14 protein-coding genes are annotated in these 16,194 nt (G+C 61.7%); 10 read left to right on the forward strand and 4 right to left on the reverse strand.

Translation table 11 applies throughout. The annotated features are described in order from the left end of the window. Window positions 1-62 precede the first annotated feature (62 nt). The gene (locus AC1Q61_RS06220) at window positions 63-905 is read right to left on the reverse strand and encodes an SDR family oxidoreductase (protein WP_492651108.1); all 843 of its coding nucleotides are present in this window, start codon (window positions 903-905) and stop codon (window positions 63-65) included. 277 nt (window positions 906-1,182) lie between these two features. Here AC1Q61_RS06220 and AC1Q61_RS06225 point away from each other — a divergent pair, with 277 nt between their 5' ends. The 4 genes from AC1Q61_RS06225 (at window position 1,183) to AC1Q61_RS06240 (ending at window position 5,824) form a co-directional block, all read left to right on the forward strand. Next, entirely contained in the window at window positions 1,183-2,190 is a 1,008-nt protein-coding gene (locus AC1Q61_RS06225) for an AurF N-oxygenase family protein (RefSeq protein WP_003943163.1), read from the forward strand. Between the two features lie 33 nt (window positions 2,191-2,223). Then, on the forward strand, window positions 2,224-3,951 hold the full coding sequence (locus AC1Q61_RS06230) for an FAD-dependent oxidoreductase (RefSeq protein WP_042921466.1): 1,728 nt from the start codon (window positions 2,224-2,226) through the stop codon (window positions 3,949-3,951). A gap of 212 nt (window positions 3,952-4,163) precedes the next feature. Then, on the forward strand, window positions 4,164-4,637 hold the full coding sequence (locus AC1Q61_RS06235; protein WP_042921463.1) for a Zn-ribbon domain-containing OB-fold protein: 474 nt from the start codon (window positions 4,164-4,166) through the stop codon (window positions 4,635-4,637). Beyond that, window positions 4,634-5,824, forward strand: a complete 1,191-nt coding sequence (locus tag AC1Q61_RS06240; RefSeq protein ID WP_007730416.1) for a lipid-transfer protein — start codon at window positions 4,634-4,636, stop codon at window positions 5,822-5,824. The genes AC1Q61_RS06235 and AC1Q61_RS06240 overlap by 4 nt, the downstream gene beginning before the upstream one ends. A 30-nt stretch (window positions 5,825-5,854) precedes the next feature. Here AC1Q61_RS06240 and AC1Q61_RS06245 read toward each other — a convergent pair whose 3' ends face one another. Continuing rightward, window positions 5,855-6,661: an alpha/beta fold hydrolase gene (locus AC1Q61_RS06245; protein WP_007730412.1), complete on the reverse strand. Its 807-nt coding sequence runs from the start codon at window positions 6,659-6,661 to the stop codon at window positions 5,855-5,857. 99 nt (window positions 6,662-6,760) lie between these two features. Here AC1Q61_RS06245 and AC1Q61_RS06250 point away from each other — a divergent pair, with 99 nt between their 5' ends. Then, the gene (locus AC1Q61_RS06250; RefSeq protein WP_235808425.1) at window positions 6,761-7,777 is read left to right on the forward strand and encodes a helix-turn-helix domain-containing protein; all 1,017 of its coding nucleotides are present in this window, start codon (window positions 6,761-6,763) and stop codon (window positions 7,775-7,777) included. Here the strand turns inward: AC1Q61_RS06250 and AC1Q61_RS06255 are convergent. After that, window positions 7,762-8,520 (reverse strand): ankyrin repeat domain-containing protein, encoded by a 759-nt coding sequence (locus AC1Q61_RS06255; RefSeq protein WP_007730406.1) that lies wholly within the window; start codon window positions 8,518-8,520, stop codon window positions 7,762-7,764. The two genes, AC1Q61_RS06250 and AC1Q61_RS06255, sit on opposite strands and share 16 nt — an antisense overlap. After that, window positions 8,520-9,230 carry a FadR/GntR family transcriptional regulator gene (locus AC1Q61_RS06260; RefSeq protein WP_039973154.1) on the reverse strand — a complete coding sequence of 237 codons (711 nt, stop codon included), beginning with the start codon at window positions 9,228-9,230 and terminating at the stop codon, window positions 8,520-8,522. Before AC1Q61_RS06260 ends, AC1Q61_RS06255 begins: the two co-directional genes overlap by 1 nt. A gap of 216 nt (window positions 9,231-9,446) precedes the next feature. Here AC1Q61_RS06260 and AC1Q61_RS06265 point away from each other — a divergent pair, with 216 nt between their 5' ends. The 5 genes from AC1Q61_RS06265 (at window position 9,447) to AC1Q61_RS06285 (ending at window position 16,183) form a co-directional block, all read left to right on the forward strand. Next, the gene (locus AC1Q61_RS06265) at window positions 9,447-10,886 is read left to right on the forward strand and encodes an aspartate ammonia-lyase (RefSeq protein WP_215516163.1); all 1,440 of its coding nucleotides are present in this window, start codon (window positions 9,447-9,449) and stop codon (window positions 10,884-10,886) included. Next, a complete protein-coding gene (locus tag AC1Q61_RS06270; protein ID WP_007730398.1) occupies window positions 10,886-12,331 on the forward strand; it encodes an amino acid permease in 1,446 nt (481 codons plus the stop codon). Before AC1Q61_RS06265 ends, AC1Q61_RS06270 begins: the two co-directional genes overlap by 1 nt. Before the next feature lie 15 nt (window positions 12,332-12,346). Then, the gene (locus AC1Q61_RS06275) at window positions 12,347-13,309 is read left to right on the forward strand and encodes an asparaginase (RefSeq protein ID WP_058226847.1); all 963 of its coding nucleotides are present in this window, start codon (window positions 12,347-12,349) and stop codon (window positions 13,307-13,309) included. Window positions 13,310-13,484: 175 nt separating this feature from the next. Then, window positions 13,485-14,483, forward strand: coding sequence for an AAA family ATPase (locus AC1Q61_RS06280; protein WP_492651107.1), 999 nt, complete (start codon window positions 13,485-13,487; stop codon window positions 14,481-14,483). A gap of 17 nt (window positions 14,484-14,500) precedes the next feature. Beyond that, complete coding sequence (locus AC1Q61_RS06285; RefSeq protein WP_492651106.1) at window positions 14,501-16,183, forward strand: helix-turn-helix transcriptional regulator; 1,683 nt, start codon at window positions 14,501-14,503, stop codon at window positions 16,181-16,183. Window positions 16,184-16,194 lie beyond the last annotated feature (11 nt).

A 16,194-nucleotide genomic window follows, 5' to 3' on the forward strand; every position in this document is an offset into this window, starting at 1 on the left:
AACCATGCCCCGGTGCTGGTGCACGTTTCTGGTCAGATCCCAACCCCTCAAATCCCAGCCCCTCAGATCCCGGCCCTTCGCACGAGAGCGTCAGTGGCAGAAGGGGATACAACGTCAATCGCTCGTAACAGCCCCGCGTACCGCGGATACAGCTCGACGGGACGCGTATTGATCGCCCTCAAGATCCACGATGCAGCTTGATCGGCCGTCAGCGCCGGCTGGCTCACGTAATCCGCCGTCGGCGCGATCATCGGTGTTCGTATGAGTGGGAATTGCACTGTGGTGACATCGACACCGGTGCCGTGACATTCCGCGCCGAGGCTTCGGCCGAATGCACTGAGAGCAGACTTCGACGCGTGATAGGCGCTGAACCTGGGCATCACGCCCGCAGTGACTCCCCAGGTTCCGACGTTGATGATGTGTCCGGACTTCGCCCCGAGCATCGCGGGCAGTAGCCGCAACGTCAGTCTTGTCGGCCCGAAGTAGTTCAGCGCCATGGTGCGCTCGTAGTCATGGAATCGGTCGACCGAATCCAACGCGGTACGCCGGATCGAGCGACCCGCATTGTTGACGAGGATGTCGACCGACCCGAATCGATCCGCGATCGTCTCCGCGAGTTCGTCAACGGCTTCACCGCGGGAGAGGTCCGCAGGCACGATGTGTGCCCATCCTCCCCTGCGGTGAATCTCGTCCCGTACGTGTTCGAGGTTTTCCTCACCGCGCGCGACCAGGATCATCTCGGCTCCCCGACGAGCCAAAAGATGAGCTGTCGCCTCACCGATCCCCGACGAGGCTCCCGTCAGGACGATGGTCTTGTCGGAAAGCGTGACGCCGCGAGACGGAACAAGGGAGCGCAGACGCGTCGGCGGTCTCAATGCAAGATTGCTGAGAATCGATCTGATCACGTCGGCCTCGGTTCGATCTTCGCGTGCGATTCGGTGCGAACCCGTCCCTGAACAGCCCACTTCGGACGCACCGCGGAAATTACTCAAAAGTAAGTTATGGCGCCGTTTCGGCCGTGTCAAGAATTCGTCGGGATTCAGGAGTATCTGCCACTAGCTTTTCCTGATACCTCGGGTTACATTAAATCCAGACCGAGTGCCAGCGATCACACAACCGGCCCTCGATTCCACCGAACACCGCGAGAAATACCAGCGGTGACCGAAACGAAGAGGAGACGCCATGACGCTCACATCGCCGCTCGACAAGCGCGGAGAAGCATCCGACGACTCGTACAACGAGACGCTTCGACTCCTGTCCGAGGGCTCGGTGCACAAGCACTTCGACCCGTACCTCGACATCGACTGGGACTCCCCCGAGTTTGCCGTCGTCCCGAACGATCGCCGCTGGATCCTCCCGGCCGAGACAGATCCGCTGGGTGCTCACCCGTGGTACCAGTCGCAGTCCGAGGCCAGGCAGATCGAAATCGGCATGTGGCGCCAGGCCAATGTCGCGAAGGTCGGTCTCCAGTTCGAGAACATTCTGATCCGCGGCATGATGCAGTACGTCTTCTCGCTGCCCAACGATTCGGCCGAGGCGCGTTACTGCACGCACGAGTCGGTCGAAGAGTGCAACCACACGATGATGTTCCAGGAGATGGTCAACCGCATCGGTGCCGACGCTCCCGGCATGAGCCGTCCGATGAAGATGCTTGCACCCTTCATCCCCCTCGCTGCGGGTCCGTTCCCCGAACTGTTCTTCGTCGGTGTCCTCGCCGGTGAAGAGCCGATCGACCACATTCAGAAGAGCATCCTGCGCGCCGGCGGCCAGATCCACCCGATCATGCAGTCGGTCATGGCCATCCACGTAGCCGAGGAAGCGCGTCATATCTCGTTCGCGCACAAGCTTCTGAGCCGTCGCATCCCGCTGATGTCACGCCCGAACCGGTTCGTCCTCTCGCTGCTGTTCCCGATCGTCATGCGCATTCTCTGTGACGCCATCGTCATCCCGCCGAAGTCCTTCTGGAAGCAGTTCGACATCCCGAAGTCCGTGAAGAAGGACCTGTTCTGGGATCTGCCCGAGTCGCGCCAGACCCTGCGCAACTACTTCGGTGACGTCCGCATGCTGGCCACCGACACCGGCCTGATGAACCGTGCCTCGCGCCTGGTGTGGAAGGCCTGCAAGATGGACGGCCGCGCATCACGCTTCCGTAGCGAACCTCACCGCAGCTCGCACAACGCCGCCGCGTAGCTCCCGGACAGTCGAGATCGGACTCATAGCGCCATGCCACACGTAGTCACGCAGTCCTGTTGCAGCGACGCCTCGTGCGTCTACGCCTGCCCGGTCAACTGCATCCATCCGACGCCGGACGAGCCGGACTTCCTCACCGCCGAGATGCTGCACATCGATCCGCAGGCCTGCGTCGACTGTGGCGCATGCGTCTCGGCCTGCCCGGTCGACGCCATCGTCCCCGAGTCGAAGCTGACCGACCCGCAGCGAGTCTTCCTGTCCATCAATGCGGACTTCTACAAGGAAGAGCGACCCAGGCCGCTTCTCGCCAAGGTCATCCCGGCAGCCCACGTCGACAAGGGCCGACCGCCGTTGCGCGTTGCGATCGTCGGTTCCGGACCGTCGGCGATGTACGCCGCGGACGAGTTGCTGACTCAGCCTGACGTGCAGGTCAACGTCTTCGATCGCCTTCCTGTGCCTTACGGCTTGGTTCGCGCCGGCGTTGCTCCGGACCATCAGAAGACCAAGCAGGTCACTCGCTTGTTCGACAAGATCGCCGCACAAAAGGGTTTCGAGTTCTACCTCAACGTCGAGATCGGCAAGCACATCTCGCACAGCGAACTGCTCGAAAATCACCATGCGGTGCTCTACGCAGTCGGCGCTTCGTCCGACCGTGGTCTCGGCATTCCGGGCGCTGATCTGCCTGGCACGGCCTCGGCCACCGACTTCGTAGCCTGGTACAACGGCCACCCCGATCACGCCGACGACGTCTTCGACCTCTCACATCGCCGCGCGGTCATCATCGGAAACGGAAATGTCGCGCTCGACGTCGCTCGCATTCTGACGGCCGATCCCGAGAAGTTGGCCGGTACCGACATCTCCGCTCACGCACTCGCCGCTCTGCGGAAGAGTCGCGTCGAAGAAGTTGTCATCGTGGGTCGACGCGGAATCGCGCAGTCCGCGTTCACGGTCCCCGAGTTCACCGGCCTGATGGCACTGCCGGACATCGAACTCTCTGTCGGACCCGACGACATGGTTCTCGACTCGGCCACCGAAGAACTGGCAAAACGCGGCGAACTCCCGCATGCCGTCGAGCAGAAGTTGCGTCTCCTCGAAGCCCTGAAGAACCGCGATCACGTCGACGTCGGCAACAAGCGCATCACGTTGCGCTACCTGCTCACGCCGACCTCGATCACCGGCGACGATCAGGTCAGCGGAATCGAGTTCGCTCGCAACGCTCTTGTCGACGCAAACGGAACCGTGCAGATCGAAGCAACCGGCGATACTGAGACCATCGATACCGGCTTGGTCCTCACCTCGATCGGCTACCGCGGAGTGCCCATCCCCGGCGTCCCGTTCGACGAGCGTGCGTCGGTCATTCCGAACGAGAACGGCCGAGTCCTCGAAGCTCCGAACGGTGATCCCGCCACCGGGGTCTACGCGACCGGTTGGATCAAGCGCGGACCGAGTGGGTTCATCGGCACCAACAAGTCCTGCGCGCAGGAAACGATCAGGATGCTCGTCGACGACTTCAACGACGGACGCCTGACCAACCCGGTCGCCGACGACTCCGCAGTCGATCGTCTGGTCCGGGCGCGACAGTCCGACGTCGTCGACCGCGAGGGCTGGCATGCCATCGACAAGGCGGAACTGGAACGCGGCGCTGCGCACGACCGTGTCCGCGAAAAGGTTCTGGATCAGGTCGAGATCACCTCCATCCTCGACGCTGCGGCCCGGGTGAAACCGACGCGTCGATTCGGTCGACCCGTTCGCGCTCGCTGATCCGCTACAGGTAAACAGCTACTTTCACGCACACGGCCCCGCCTGCAGACTCGTCTGCCCGGCGGGGCCGTCTGCGTTCCGGCAGCGTCCCACTCAGCGAAAATTTTTGCCCGTCAGCGGCCGAAATCGTGTAATACTGCAACCTGTTCCAGTAAGCGGCACAGCGGGCCCACGATCCCCCGGATCAGGCTCGCCAACCAGATGAGGATTGCATGAGCGAGACTGCAACGCCGGCGCCGAACGGGAGTGTGACGCCTGCAGTAGAGGGTTGGTTCACCACCGGCGACGAACCTGCTCTGATCGGCACGAAGTGCCAATCCTGCGGCACCATTTCCTTCCCTCGTGAGGCGACGTTCTGCAAGAACCCGAGCTGCTTCAGCGAGGAGTTCGACGACGTGGAACTCTCCCGCCGCGGCACTGTCTGGTCGTACACCGACGCGCAGTACCAGCCCCCGCCGCCGTACATCCCGCGCTCGGATCCGTACGAGCCTTTTGCTCTCGCAGCAGTCGAACTGCCCGAGGGCATCGTCATCCTCGGCCAGGTGGCCGACGGATTCGGCGTCGACGATCTCAAGGTCGGCAATACCGTCGAATTGGTTGTCGAGCCGCTGTACACGGACGAAACCGGAGTACGTACGACGTGGCGCTGGAAGCCTGTCGGCGCCGATCAGGAGTTGCAGTCATGAGCAAGGACGTCGCAGTACTCGGTGTCGGTATGCACCCCTGGGGCAAGTGGGGGCAGTCGTTCGTGAAATACGGCGTTGCGGCCGCTCGCGCCGCGCTCGCCGATTCGGGTGTGAATTGGCAGGATGTCGACTTCATCGTCGGCGGCGAGACCGTCCGCAACGGGTACGGCGGATACGTCGCCGGAGCCACCTTCGCCCAGGCACTCGGCTGGAACGGCGCTCGCGTCGCCACGTCGTACGCCGCGTGTGCGACGGGAGCCCAGGCACTCGACACCGCTCGCGCACGAATCCTGGCCGGCCTCAGCGAAGTTGCCCTGGTCGTCGGCGCCGACACCACGCCGAAGGGCTTCCTCGCTCCCGTCGCCGGTGAGCGTTGGGACGACCCGGACTGGCTGCGCTTCCGCCTCATGGGTATGACCAACCCGGCGTACTTCGCGCTCAACGCGCGTCGTCGCATCGACCTCTACGGCGCCACCGCGGAGGACTTCGCCAACGTGAAGGTCAAGAACGCCAAGCACGGACTCAATAATCCGAATGCGCGCTACCGCAAGGAAGTCACCGTCGAGAACGTGCTGGCATCCCCCGTGGTGTCCAATCCCCTTCACCTGCTCGACATCTGCGCGACGTCCGACGGCGGCGCCGCAATCTTGCTGACGTCGATGGAATACGCCCGCAAGATGGGCATCGCGGAACCTGTTCGCATCAAGGCTATTTCGACGGTCACGCCGACGTTCCCGCAGACGATCATGGATATGCCGAACTTCTCCACCGATTCCAGCTCCGCCGTCCCGGCTCCGGAGCGCACGTTCAAGGAATCCATCGGCTACGCCGCGTACGAGGAAGCCGGAATCTCTCCCGAAGACGTCGACATCGCCGAGGTCTACGACCTCGCTACCTCGGTGGAACTGGACTGGATCGAAGACCTCGCGCTGTGCAAGCGGGGCGAGGCCGAGCACCTTCTGCGTGCGGGTGACACCAGTATCGGAGGCCGCATCCCGGTCAATCCGTCCGGTGGTCTCGCGTGCTTCGGCGAAGCCGTTCCCGCACAGGCACTTGCGCAGGTGTGCGAGCTCACCTGGCAGCTGCGCGGACAAGCCGAAGGCCGTCAGGTCGAAGGCGCCCGCATCGGTATCACCGCCAACCAAGGTCTGTTCGGACACGGCTCCTCGGTAATCGTTTCCGCCTGACCCTGTTCTACTTTCGTGGCGGTCGCACACTCACCCGTGAGCGGCCGCCACGATCACGTCTGCCACTGCCCCTGGCTGTGAGACCAGCGAGGCATGGGAGGTCGGGAGTTCGCTGGTGTTCGCGCCCATCCGGTTTGCCATGAACCGCTGCGCCGATGCGGGGATCACGCGATCCTCACCGGCAACCAGATACCAGCTCGGTGTGTTCGCCCACGACGGTGGCCCGCCGAGCTCGAGGTTCGCCCACAAAGCCGCAGACTTCTGATGCGCCAACATCGTTGCCGCTGTCTCGTCGGAAACATCCTGAGCGAAGACGGAATGGAAATACTCGTCCGTGACGTAGCCGTCGACGTTCTTCCCGCCGATCGCGTGAGGATCGTCGACGATCTTCAATCCCAGAGCCGGAGGAAGCAATTGGCTGCCAGGAAACCTGATGGGATCGATCGTGATCTGCACCGGCTCACCCTGAACCGGAGCAAACGCAGCGATGTACACCAACGACTGCACCTTCGGGTCGTGAACATTGGTGATCACCGCGCCGCCGTACGAGTGACCGACGAGCACGACAGGTCCGTCGATGTCCGCAACCGTCTTCTCGATCACGGACGCGTCGTAAGCGGGCCCGCGTAGAGGATTGTCCGGCGCCACGACGCGATAGCCACGCGAGCGTAGGTCGGCGGCAACGCCGTCCCAACTGGTCGCGTCGGCAAAAGCGCCGTGGACGAGAACGACGGTTGGCTTGGGGCTCGCCACCGCAGCGCCGGAGCCGAAGATCACTCCAGCCGCGACTGTCATGAGTAACGCCAGAACTGCGGTGAATACACGTGAGATCTTCATGCGTTTCCTTCACTCTCGTCGAAAAGCGAGAAACTGCGGTAGGCCGGGACACGCCCGTTTCGATCCTAGAAATACCTGCTGCGACGGACGTGACTGTCCGTGCAGACTTTTGAGCTCACACTGCACAACTTCTGGTTGAGCGTCCGCATCGCGGGGTATCAGGGCTGCATGGCTTTGCTCCTGGATACTTCCGTGTTGGAGCCTGACCAACGCGCGGACGCCTTTGTCGACGCGATGGGTCGTGCCTCGGTCCCGTGTGCAATCCACTTGGAGAACCCGGAACGGGTGAGCGCGAGAATGAACGTGTGGAACCTCGGTGCAGCATCACTGTTCCGCTCCGAGTCGACCAGTATGCGGTTGACCCGAACACCACGTCACGTCCGGTCCGCGTCGATGCCCGTCCTTGCGATTGCCCTGCAGGAGATCGGGATCGGCCATCTAGATCAGCACGACGAACAACGCAGAGTGCCCGCCGGTGAGCTGTTGATGACGGACCTGACGTCGACCTACGATTTCTCCTGGCCGGGAACGGGCGCTTCCCAGTGCCTCTACGTTCCGATGGATCGGCTGGGACTGCCGATCGACACCGTGCGGGACGCAGCTACCCGGCCTCATCACAGCAATCTGTACCCCGTGATGATCGCGCACGTTCGTGAATTGTTCCGCAGCGCCGCTCTGTTGGAGACCGATCCTGCCGCCGAACAATTGGGCGAGGCCTCGATCGAACTCGCACGTGCTTTGGTCGCTTCGATCGCACATGCGAATCCTGACGCATCCGCTCCGAGATCGTCCCTTGCCATGACTTCGATCCGTCGATACATCCGTGAACACCTTCACGATCCGACACTGAACCCCGCACGAATTGCTCACGCCCACAACATCTCACTGCGACAGCTGTACAAGATCTGCTCGGACAACGGCTTTCGGATCGAACAGTGGATCATCACCCAGCGCCTGCAGAAGGCTCGGGACGAACTGGCTCGACCCGCTACCGTCGATCTGCCGATCGCGACCGTTGCGCACCGGGCGGGGTTTGTCGACGCCGGACACTTCAGCCGACGCTTTCGACAGGCCTACGGGCTGAGCCCGACTCGTTGGCGTCAGCTCCGCGATTGAAGCAGCGCCACAACGTCCGACTGACCACGACTTTCGGCATTGTCCAACGCGGTCTTCCCCGATGCATCGCGGATCGAGGGATCTGCCCCCGCGTCGAGAAGCTGAGTGATCACGTCGATATAGCGCGCCGAACCATCGCCGTACACAACGGCTTCGAGTAGCGCCGTCCACCCGGGATCGTTGATGTGATTGACCGGAACCCCGGCAGCGATCAGCATCCGGACGGTCTCGACATGCGCGTGTTCACTCGCCGGAATCAGCGCCGTACCGCCGTAACGGTTCACGCTGTCGACGTCCGCGCCGTGGGCGAGCGTGAGCGCCAGAATCTCGTTCAAACCCTCGGCTCCGGAATACAGGAAGGCCGAATCCTGCATGGAGTCCTTCGCGTTCACGTCAGCGCCGGCAAAAATCAACGTAGAAGCCGCAGCGACGGCGTTGTTCTTGGTGGCCTCGACGAGTGGAGTCCGTTCGCCCTCGCCGCGCGCTTCGATGTTCGCGCCGGCAGTCAGGGCAGCGGTAACAGCTGCGGGATCATTGCGGTCCACAGCATCGAAGAGCGCGCGTTCGGATTCCGGCGTCGATGGTGGATTTACACCCGTAGGCGGTACAGCTGCCGTTGTTGGTGCTGACGCCGCGGTTGTCGGCGTCAGCGGGGTGTCGGACGAACTGCAGCCAGCCAACGCTCCGGTCACCGATGCCGCGAAGATTGCGCAGGCGAGGACAGACTTGCGCGGCCGCGCCATCACAACGAATCACTTTCTTGGACAAGTGTTTCGAGCGTCATCCTGACGGCGTCCAGGTGTTCGGCCATCGCCCTGGAGGCGTGGTCGTAACTCCCGGATGCAATTCCTTCGACTATTCGTTCGTGTTCCTCGTTCGACTTTTCCTGGCGACCTGCAACAAGATTGAGTGTCTCGGATTGCCTTGTCAGCGCTTCACGGATATCGACGATTACCGACTCGAAGACCCGATTCCTACTGGCTTTTGCAATCAGTCCGTGAAATTGGGCGTCGAGTGCAACCCATACGAGCGGATCGTCCTCGTCACGCATCTGCTGTACCAGTCCGCGGAGGGCTGCCAGTTCCTCCGCTGTGTGCCGTTGGGCAGCCCACCCTGCGGCCGGAATTTCGACATGCGGCCGCGCTTCGACCAACTCGTTGGCCGCGTAGCTGCCGAAGTCGAGGTCTCGCGCTATCGAATCGCTGACGACGAAGGTGCCGAGCCCGGATTTCGTCTCGGTGAGCCCGAGGGCATGGCACGAGCGCAGGGCTTCACGGATGACCGATCGACTGACCCCGTGTCTTTCGGCCAGGGACGCCTCGGACGGGAGACGCTCTCCGACTGCCAGTTCGCCGGAGGTTATTGCGGCACGGAGGTCGGCGAGAACCGCCTCGGCAGCACTCACCCGCGAGGCGACGGGTCGCCTGGTGGCCCAGCTGTCTGACAGGTTCATGCCGTCATTGTTGCGACTGCCGAAGACCCGCGTCAAACATCGCACTTGATGAAGGGTTGACGTGCCGGAGTGAGCGAGGTAACAATTACACCTGTCAGACAGCCTGATAGCCCGATAGCTGGGCGGGACTACTACTCGACCGTCAGCGCTGCGATCCCGAAATACACCCACCGCGCAGAGTGATGCTTGCGCGAAGAGACACGAGGAATTGATCAAGTGCTCGAAACGCGAACAGAACACGATCTGCTCGGCGATCGCGAGGTTCCAGCCGATTCGTACTGGGGTATCCACACCTTGCGCGCAATGGAGAACTTCCCGATCACTGGTCGAACAATCGCCACGAACCCGCATCTGATCCGCGGCATCGCTTACGTCAAGTGGGCCGCAGCCAGCGCAAACGAAAAGCTGGGCATCCTCGACCGCCCGCGCGCGGAGGCCATCTCACAGGCATGCAAGGAGATCGTGGACGGGCGGTGGCACGAACAGTTCGTGGTGGACGTCATCCAGGGTGGCGCCGGCACGTCGACGAACATGAATGCGAACGAGGTCATCGCCAATCGCGCGTTGGAAATCCTCGGCCACCAGCGCGGCGACTACGAACGGCTTCACCCCAATGAACACGTGAACCTGAGCCAATCGACCAACGACGTCTACCCCACGGCCGTGAATATCTCGACGATCTTCGCGATCGATGACCTGCTGGATGCACTTCTTACACTCCAGAACGCATTCACGACCAAATCTCTTCAGTTCGCCGACACAGTGAAGATGGGACGCACCCAACTGCAGGACGCCGTGCCGATGACCCTGGGTCAGGAGTTCGGGACCTACGCGGTCATGATCGAGGAGGATCGGGCGCGTCTGGCTGAGGCCGCTCTTCTCGTTCACGAGATCAACCTCGGTGCGACTGCTATCGGCACTGGCCTCAACGCACCCGCCGGCTACGCCGAGGTGGCCTGTTCCGACCTGGGCGCACTGACCGGACTGCCGCTGGTGTTGGCAACGGATCTTGTCGAAGCGACCCAGGACGTGGGCCAGTTCGTCCACCTCTCCGGCGTCCTCAAGCGGGTCGCTGTGAAGTTGTCCAAGGTGTGCAACGATCTCCGGCTGCTCTCTTCGGGCCCGCGAGCCGGATTGAACGAGATCAATCTTCCACCGGTGCAGGCAGGTTCGTCGATCATGCCGGGCAAGGTCAATCCTGTCATTCCCGAAGTCCTCAATCAGGTCGCGTACGAAGTCATCGGCAACGACGTGACGATCACGATGGCTGCGGAATCCGGTCAGCTCCAACTCAACGCTTTCGAGCCGATCATCGTGCACTCACTGTCCGAAGGAATGCGACACCTCGGTGCGGCTTGCCGCATTTTGGCGGACCGGTGCGTACTCGGCATCACGGCTAACACTGAACTGCTGCGCGCCCGAGTCGAAGACTCCATCGGCCTCGTCACCGCGCTCAACCCCTACATCGGATATACCGCGACCACTCGGATCGCCCAGGAGGCGTTGATTTCCGGGCGTCGCGTCGCCGATCTCGTAATCGAAGCCGGCCTGCTCGACCGCGAGGAACTCGATCGGTTGCTCAGCCCCGAACATCTCGCCAATCTCCGCGTTTCGGGGGAGAAGCCTCATGCCACCGCTGTTGCGGAGGAGGTTTGATGACCGTCGAACGGGAAGAGACAGGCCGCGCCGAAGTTGCCACTGAGGAGGATCTCGGATATCAGAAGGCGCTCGGCCCCAGACAAATTCAGATGATCGCGATCGGTGGCGCGATCGGAACCGGCCTTTTCATGGGGGCGGGAGGGCGACTACAACAGGCGGGCCCGGCCTTGGTTCTCGTGTACGCGCTGTGCGGATTCTTCGCGTTCCTGATCCTGAGGGCGCTCGGCGAACTGGTGATGCACCGACCGACTTCCGGATCCTTCGTTTCCTACGCACGCGAATTCTTCGGCGAAAAGATGGCTTTCGCTGCGGGCTGGTTGTACTGGATGAACTGGGCAATGACTGCCGTGGTCGACGTCACGGCTGTGGCGTTGTACATGAACTTCTTCAAAAAGTACTGGGCGCCACTGGGACACATCGATCAGTGGATGTTCGCTCTGATCGCGGTGTTGCTGGTTCTCGGACTGAATCTCGTGTCCGTGAAAGTCTTCGGAGAGTTGGAGTTCTGGTTCGCGTTGATCAAGGTCGTGGCCTTGACCGCATTCCTCGGGTTCGGTGTCTATTTCGTACTCTTCGGCACGCCCATCGAAGGGCATTCCTCCGGATTCAGCCTGATCGCCGACAACGGTGGGCTGTTCCCCAACGGAATACTGCCGGCAGTCGTGGTGATTCAGGGCGTCGTGTTCGCCTACGCTTCAATTGAACTCGTGGGGACCACGGCTGGAGAGACCGAAAATCCCCGGAAGGTGATACCCAAGGCGATCAACACAGTGATCATTCGGATCCTCGTCTTCTACGTGGGGTCGGTCCTGCTGCTCTCACTGTTGCTCCCGTACACCGAATACCACGCCGGTGAAAGTCCATTCGTCACATTCTTCGGTTCGATCAACATCCAAGGCGCAGATGCGATCATGAATCTGGTCGTTCTCACGGCGGCGTTGTCTTCCCTCAATGCCGGATTGTATTCGACCGGACGAATACTCCATTCGATGGCGACGGCCGGTTCGGCGCCTGCCTTCGCTGCCAGAATGAACAAAGCCGGAGTGCCGTACGGGGGAATCGCACTCACCGGCGTGGTCATCCTGTTCGGCGTCGGGCTCAATGCTGTTGTCCCAGCGCAGGCCTTCGAAATAGTCCTCAATCTTGCGGCACTGGGCATCATCAGTGCATGGGCGGTAATTGTGCTGTGCCAGTTGAGGCTCTGGCAACTTGCGAAACAAGGCAAAGTCACTCGCCCTTCCTTCCGCATATTCGGCGCACCGTACACCGGGATCGCGACACTGGTCTTTCTTGCGGTCGTTATCGTGTTGATGGCATTCGACAACCCCGTTGGAACGTGGACCGTCGGATCCATCGCGATCATCGCACCGCTCTTGATGATTGGTTGGTACGCCGCCAGGAATCGTATTCGCGAGTTGGCCATCCACCACCCCGCAGCTTGACGTGAAAGGACCACAGTGTCGAAAGTCGCAGTTGTCACTACCGGTGGCACCATCGCCAGCACCCGGGATGCGCATGGAATCAGCCGGCCCGCAATCACCGGTGCAGATCTGGTCGGCAACGAGCAGACCGACATCGAGCTTCGAGTCGTCGACGTGATGTCGAAGGACAGCTCGAGCATGACCTTCGCGGACATGGATCGTGTTCGCGACGCCGTAGCCGATCAATTGAAAGATCCCGGACTCGACTCGGTGGTCGTGCTTCACGGCACCGACACGATGGAGGAAACTGCGTTCTTGTTGGACCTGCACCACGACGACCAACGCCCGGTGGTCTTCACCGGCGCGCAGCGCACTTTCGACCATCCCGAATCCGACGCTCGTTCGAATCTCGCCGCGGCGATCTCAGCCGGACTGGACATCTCGTCACACGGGCGTGGTGTCCTCATCGCCTTCGGCGGTTCGGTCCATCCAGCCGCAGGTACGCGAAAGTCCGATACGACGGCACTCGATGCCTTCCGCCGCGTGCACATCGATCCGCTCCTGCTGCGTAATCCCGAACCATTGCCGTGGCATCCGATTTCGGACACCCGCGTTGACATCATCGCCGTGTATCCCGGGGCAGACCGCGTACAAATCGACGCCTGCGTGCACGCCGGGGCGCAGGGACTTGTTCTCGACGGACTCGGTTCGGGAAATGCCAATCCGACGATAGTCGAGGCCGTACGAGACTGCGTAGGCGCTCACATTCCGGTAGCCGTGACAACTCGGGTGCCCTCGGGGCCAATCTCCCCGGTTTACGGTGGCGGTGGTGGCGGGCACGACTTGATCGCCGCAGGCGCTGTATTTTCCACCGATCTTCGAGCCGGGCAGGCACGTGTACTTCTGGCAGCCTTGTTGTCAGATCCGGATCTCGTGGGCCTGGAAAAGGTATTCGACCGCTATTCGAGGTTTGCTCGCACCCCGCCGTTCGGGCGGTAGAACTGGCGACACCATTCATTGTTCGAAATTCACTCCACTAAATCAGGGACTTTGGTCCGAATTTTCGACTTGGACGCTTATTTGGTGTCCGAATTGGGTAGTTTCACATCATCTAACTCGTTCAAAATTTCGATCCAGCGGTCACGTCCAGTGCAGCCAGTCGAACAGGAGTCGGATGAGCAGCCCATTTCGTGATGCCGCTGCAGTAACGCTCGACGCGGCTCACCGCGTCGGGCAAGCGCACGTGCCAGGCGCCGCACTCAACGGTCGTTTTCACCCGCCAACTGCCGTGAAAGGACTGGTCGCGCGTCCGCGCCTGCACCGCAAACTCACCGCATCCACTGCCACCAAAGGCTCAGGCCCCGGGCCTGTCGGGTTGCTCTCGGCTCCGGCCGGTGCGGGGAAGACCCTACTTCTGGCCGATTGGGCTCGCGAATATTCTCGAGCCTCCCCTGATGTTGCGCTGGCCTGGCTGACGTTGGCCGAGCGCGACAACAACGTGTCGATACTGTGTGAATCCCTCGCCGAGGCGATCGCGACCTCCGTCGATGCGGCCGGCCAGAGGCTCCCCGTGCAGACCGGATCCAGGCCGCCCGTCGAGCAGTGGCTCGCGCACTTTGCGGAAACCCTCGAAGCGCACGAGCGCCGAACAACGTTGATCCTCGACGACGTTCACACCCTCCACGATCCGATGTCGATCGGTCTCCTCGATCGGATACTCACACAGACCCCGGGCAACCTGTCGATTATCGTTGCCGCCCGCTACGAACCACCGCTCACGTGGCATCGTCTGGCTCTCGACGGCCGACTCACCCGCTTTGCATCCACCGATCTCGCTTTCGATCGCTCCGAGATCACCGCGATATTCGGCGAGTACGACATCACGCTGCGCGACGACGAACTCGCAATCGTCGAGAACTTCACCAAGGGGTGGGGCGCCGTCGTTCGCCTGACCGCCGCGTTTCTGGCCGGCCGCAGTGACATCGGCGATGCACTGAACGAGTTCACGCACACACCCCGCCCGATCGCCGACTTTCTCGTCGACGAGGTACTGACGTCCTTGCCCGAACATGTCACCTCGTTCATGTTGCGAACATCGGTGGTCGATTCTTTCTCCGCCCAACTGGCGGAAACTCTACGGACTCGAACGCTCTATCCGAGATCGACTCGCTGATTCAGTTCAACTTCCCCGTGACCCGTACCGATTCCGCCGACCACACAACGTGGTTCAGCTATCACCCTCTCTTGCGCGAGCACCTTCGGGCAGAGTTCCGTCGCGTCGATCACGTCGAGAGAAACCGCGTACACCTGCGAGCAGCAAGCTGGTTCGAAAGCAATCACTTCGAACTCGAGGCGCTCGAACTCGAGGTGTCGATCGGAGACCCACACCGCATTCTCGCGTTTCTCGAACGCTGCGGGCTGGGCCTCGTACTCGACGGGCACTGCGGGGACGTCGTGCGAGTCCTGGAATCGGTGTCGACGCAGGTTTCGGAATCCCCGATCACCCGACTGGTGCTGGCGGCGGCCGCCCTCCACTCCGGTGACGTGACCTCGGCGACCACGTGCCTCGATCTTCTCGAGGCAACTCATCCACCGATTGCAGAAGATCCATTGTTCCTGGCGATGAGCCTGGAAATCTCCTGCGTTACGGCGACTTCCGACAACGAGCCGCTGGCGGCACGTCTGGAGCGGCGTCAGAAAAGCACCCACTCCGACATCGAAGCCTACGCACACATGGAATTGGCGACGGCACACTTACTGCGACGTGAGTTCGACAGGGCGACTGTCGAATACACTCAAGCCGTCGCACTCGGGACAATACGGGGCAGGGCGCGATTCGTCTTGAAGTCGCTGACCGGACTGGGCTACGTAGCTTCTCTCAGCGGAGACATCGGGGCGATGAGGGCTCACTCCGTCTACGCTCTCGACTACGCGGTCGAACATCGCATCACGACGACTGCGGAGTACGAGTTGTCCGCGTCAGTGGCCGCCTTTGCCACATATCTCTGCGCTTCGAGCGAACTCCCGTACCGCATCCCGACAATCGGAAACTACCGGAGCACAGACGTTCTCGGCGCCAGCGCGCCGGTGTTCGGGTGGCACTCCGTCGTAACCTTCGGCCTTCACAGTCTCGACGGCTCGACCGACCGACGCTCGTCCGCCGCCGATGTTCGCGACGCGATGCTCAGCGCGATCGAATTACGTACCTTTGCGTTCGCGACCTTGGCACTTCTACCACCCGTCGTCCACGCATGCCTTTCCGTCGGCGAAGTGGAATGGGCAGCGAGACTCGTGCGTGACGCAGCCGATCAATTCGGAGAAACGTCGGAGATACATCTCGCACGGGGTGCCGTCGCCTTCTCGTCCAACAAGTTCGCGGAAGCACTCGTCGAAGTTTCCGAAGCTCTCGGGTCCTCCGAAATCCCGTTGCTCGCACATCACGTCTACGCCTGGACACTCGAAGCCGGGATCCACGCTGCAACAGGTCACGAGCGCAAGTCGTTTCGCTCCCTCCACAAAGCGCTGCGCGCCGCGGAAGCCGGTAGCCTGCTACGCCCCTTCCTCGACTACGGCGCATCCCTGCGACCGGTGTTCGACGAGTTCAGTGGACATTTCGGCGATCAGGAAGCATTTGCCGAACAGGTACGTAGCCGCATTCGCCCACAAGAATTGGTGAGTGCACCGATCCTCACGCCAGGCGAATACACCGTGCTCCGTGAACTGGCTTCCGGAGACACCACCGAGTCCATTGCCGACACGCTGTTCCTTTCCGTCAACACCATCAAGACGCATCTTCGCGGGATCTATCGCAAGTTGGAAGTGAGCAACCGACGCGACGCGCTCAAGGCTGCGCGACGCGGCGGACTCATCTGAGCAAGACTGCT

Source organism: Rhodococcus sp. MPR-R1B (assembly GCF_058793255.1).

Excerpts from the sequence above, each read along its gene's own strand:
- AC1Q61_RS06235 (WP_042921463.1), top strand. The coding sequence starts at position 4,164 with ATGAGCGAGACTGCAACGCCGGCGCCGAACGGGAGTGTGACGCCTGCA.
- AC1Q61_RS06280 (WP_492651107.1), top strand. The coding sequence starts at position 13,485 with ATGAGCAGCCCATTTCGTGATGCCGCTGCAGTAACGCTCGACGCGGCT.
- AC1Q61_RS06240 (WP_007730416.1), top strand. The coding sequence starts at position 4,634 with ATGAGCAAGGACGTCGCAGTACTCGGTGTCGGTATGCACCCCTGGGGC.
- AC1Q61_RS06270 (WP_007730398.1), top strand. The coding sequence starts at position 10,886 with ATGACCGTCGAACGGGAAGAGACAGGCCGCGCCGAAGTTGCCACTGAG.
- AC1Q61_RS06255 (WP_007730406.1), bottom strand. The coding sequence starts at position 8,520 with ATGGCGCGGCCGCGCAAGTCTGTCCTCGCCTGCGCAATCTTCGCGGCA.
- AC1Q61_RS06260 (WP_039973154.1), bottom strand. The coding sequence starts at position 9,230 with ATGAACCTGTCAGACAGCTGGGCCACCAGGCGACCCGTCGCCTCGCGG.
- AC1Q61_RS06225 (WP_003943163.1), top strand. The coding sequence starts at position 1,183 with ATGACGCTCACATCGCCGCTCGACAAGCGCGGAGAAGCATCCGACGAC.
- AC1Q61_RS06230 (WP_042921466.1), top strand. The coding sequence starts at position 2,224 with ATGCCACACGTAGTCACGCAGTCCTGTTGCAGCGACGCCTCGTGCGTC.
- AC1Q61_RS06245 (WP_007730412.1), bottom strand. The coding sequence starts at position 6,661 with ATGAAGATCTCACGTGTATTCACCGCAGTTCTGGCGTTACTCATGACA.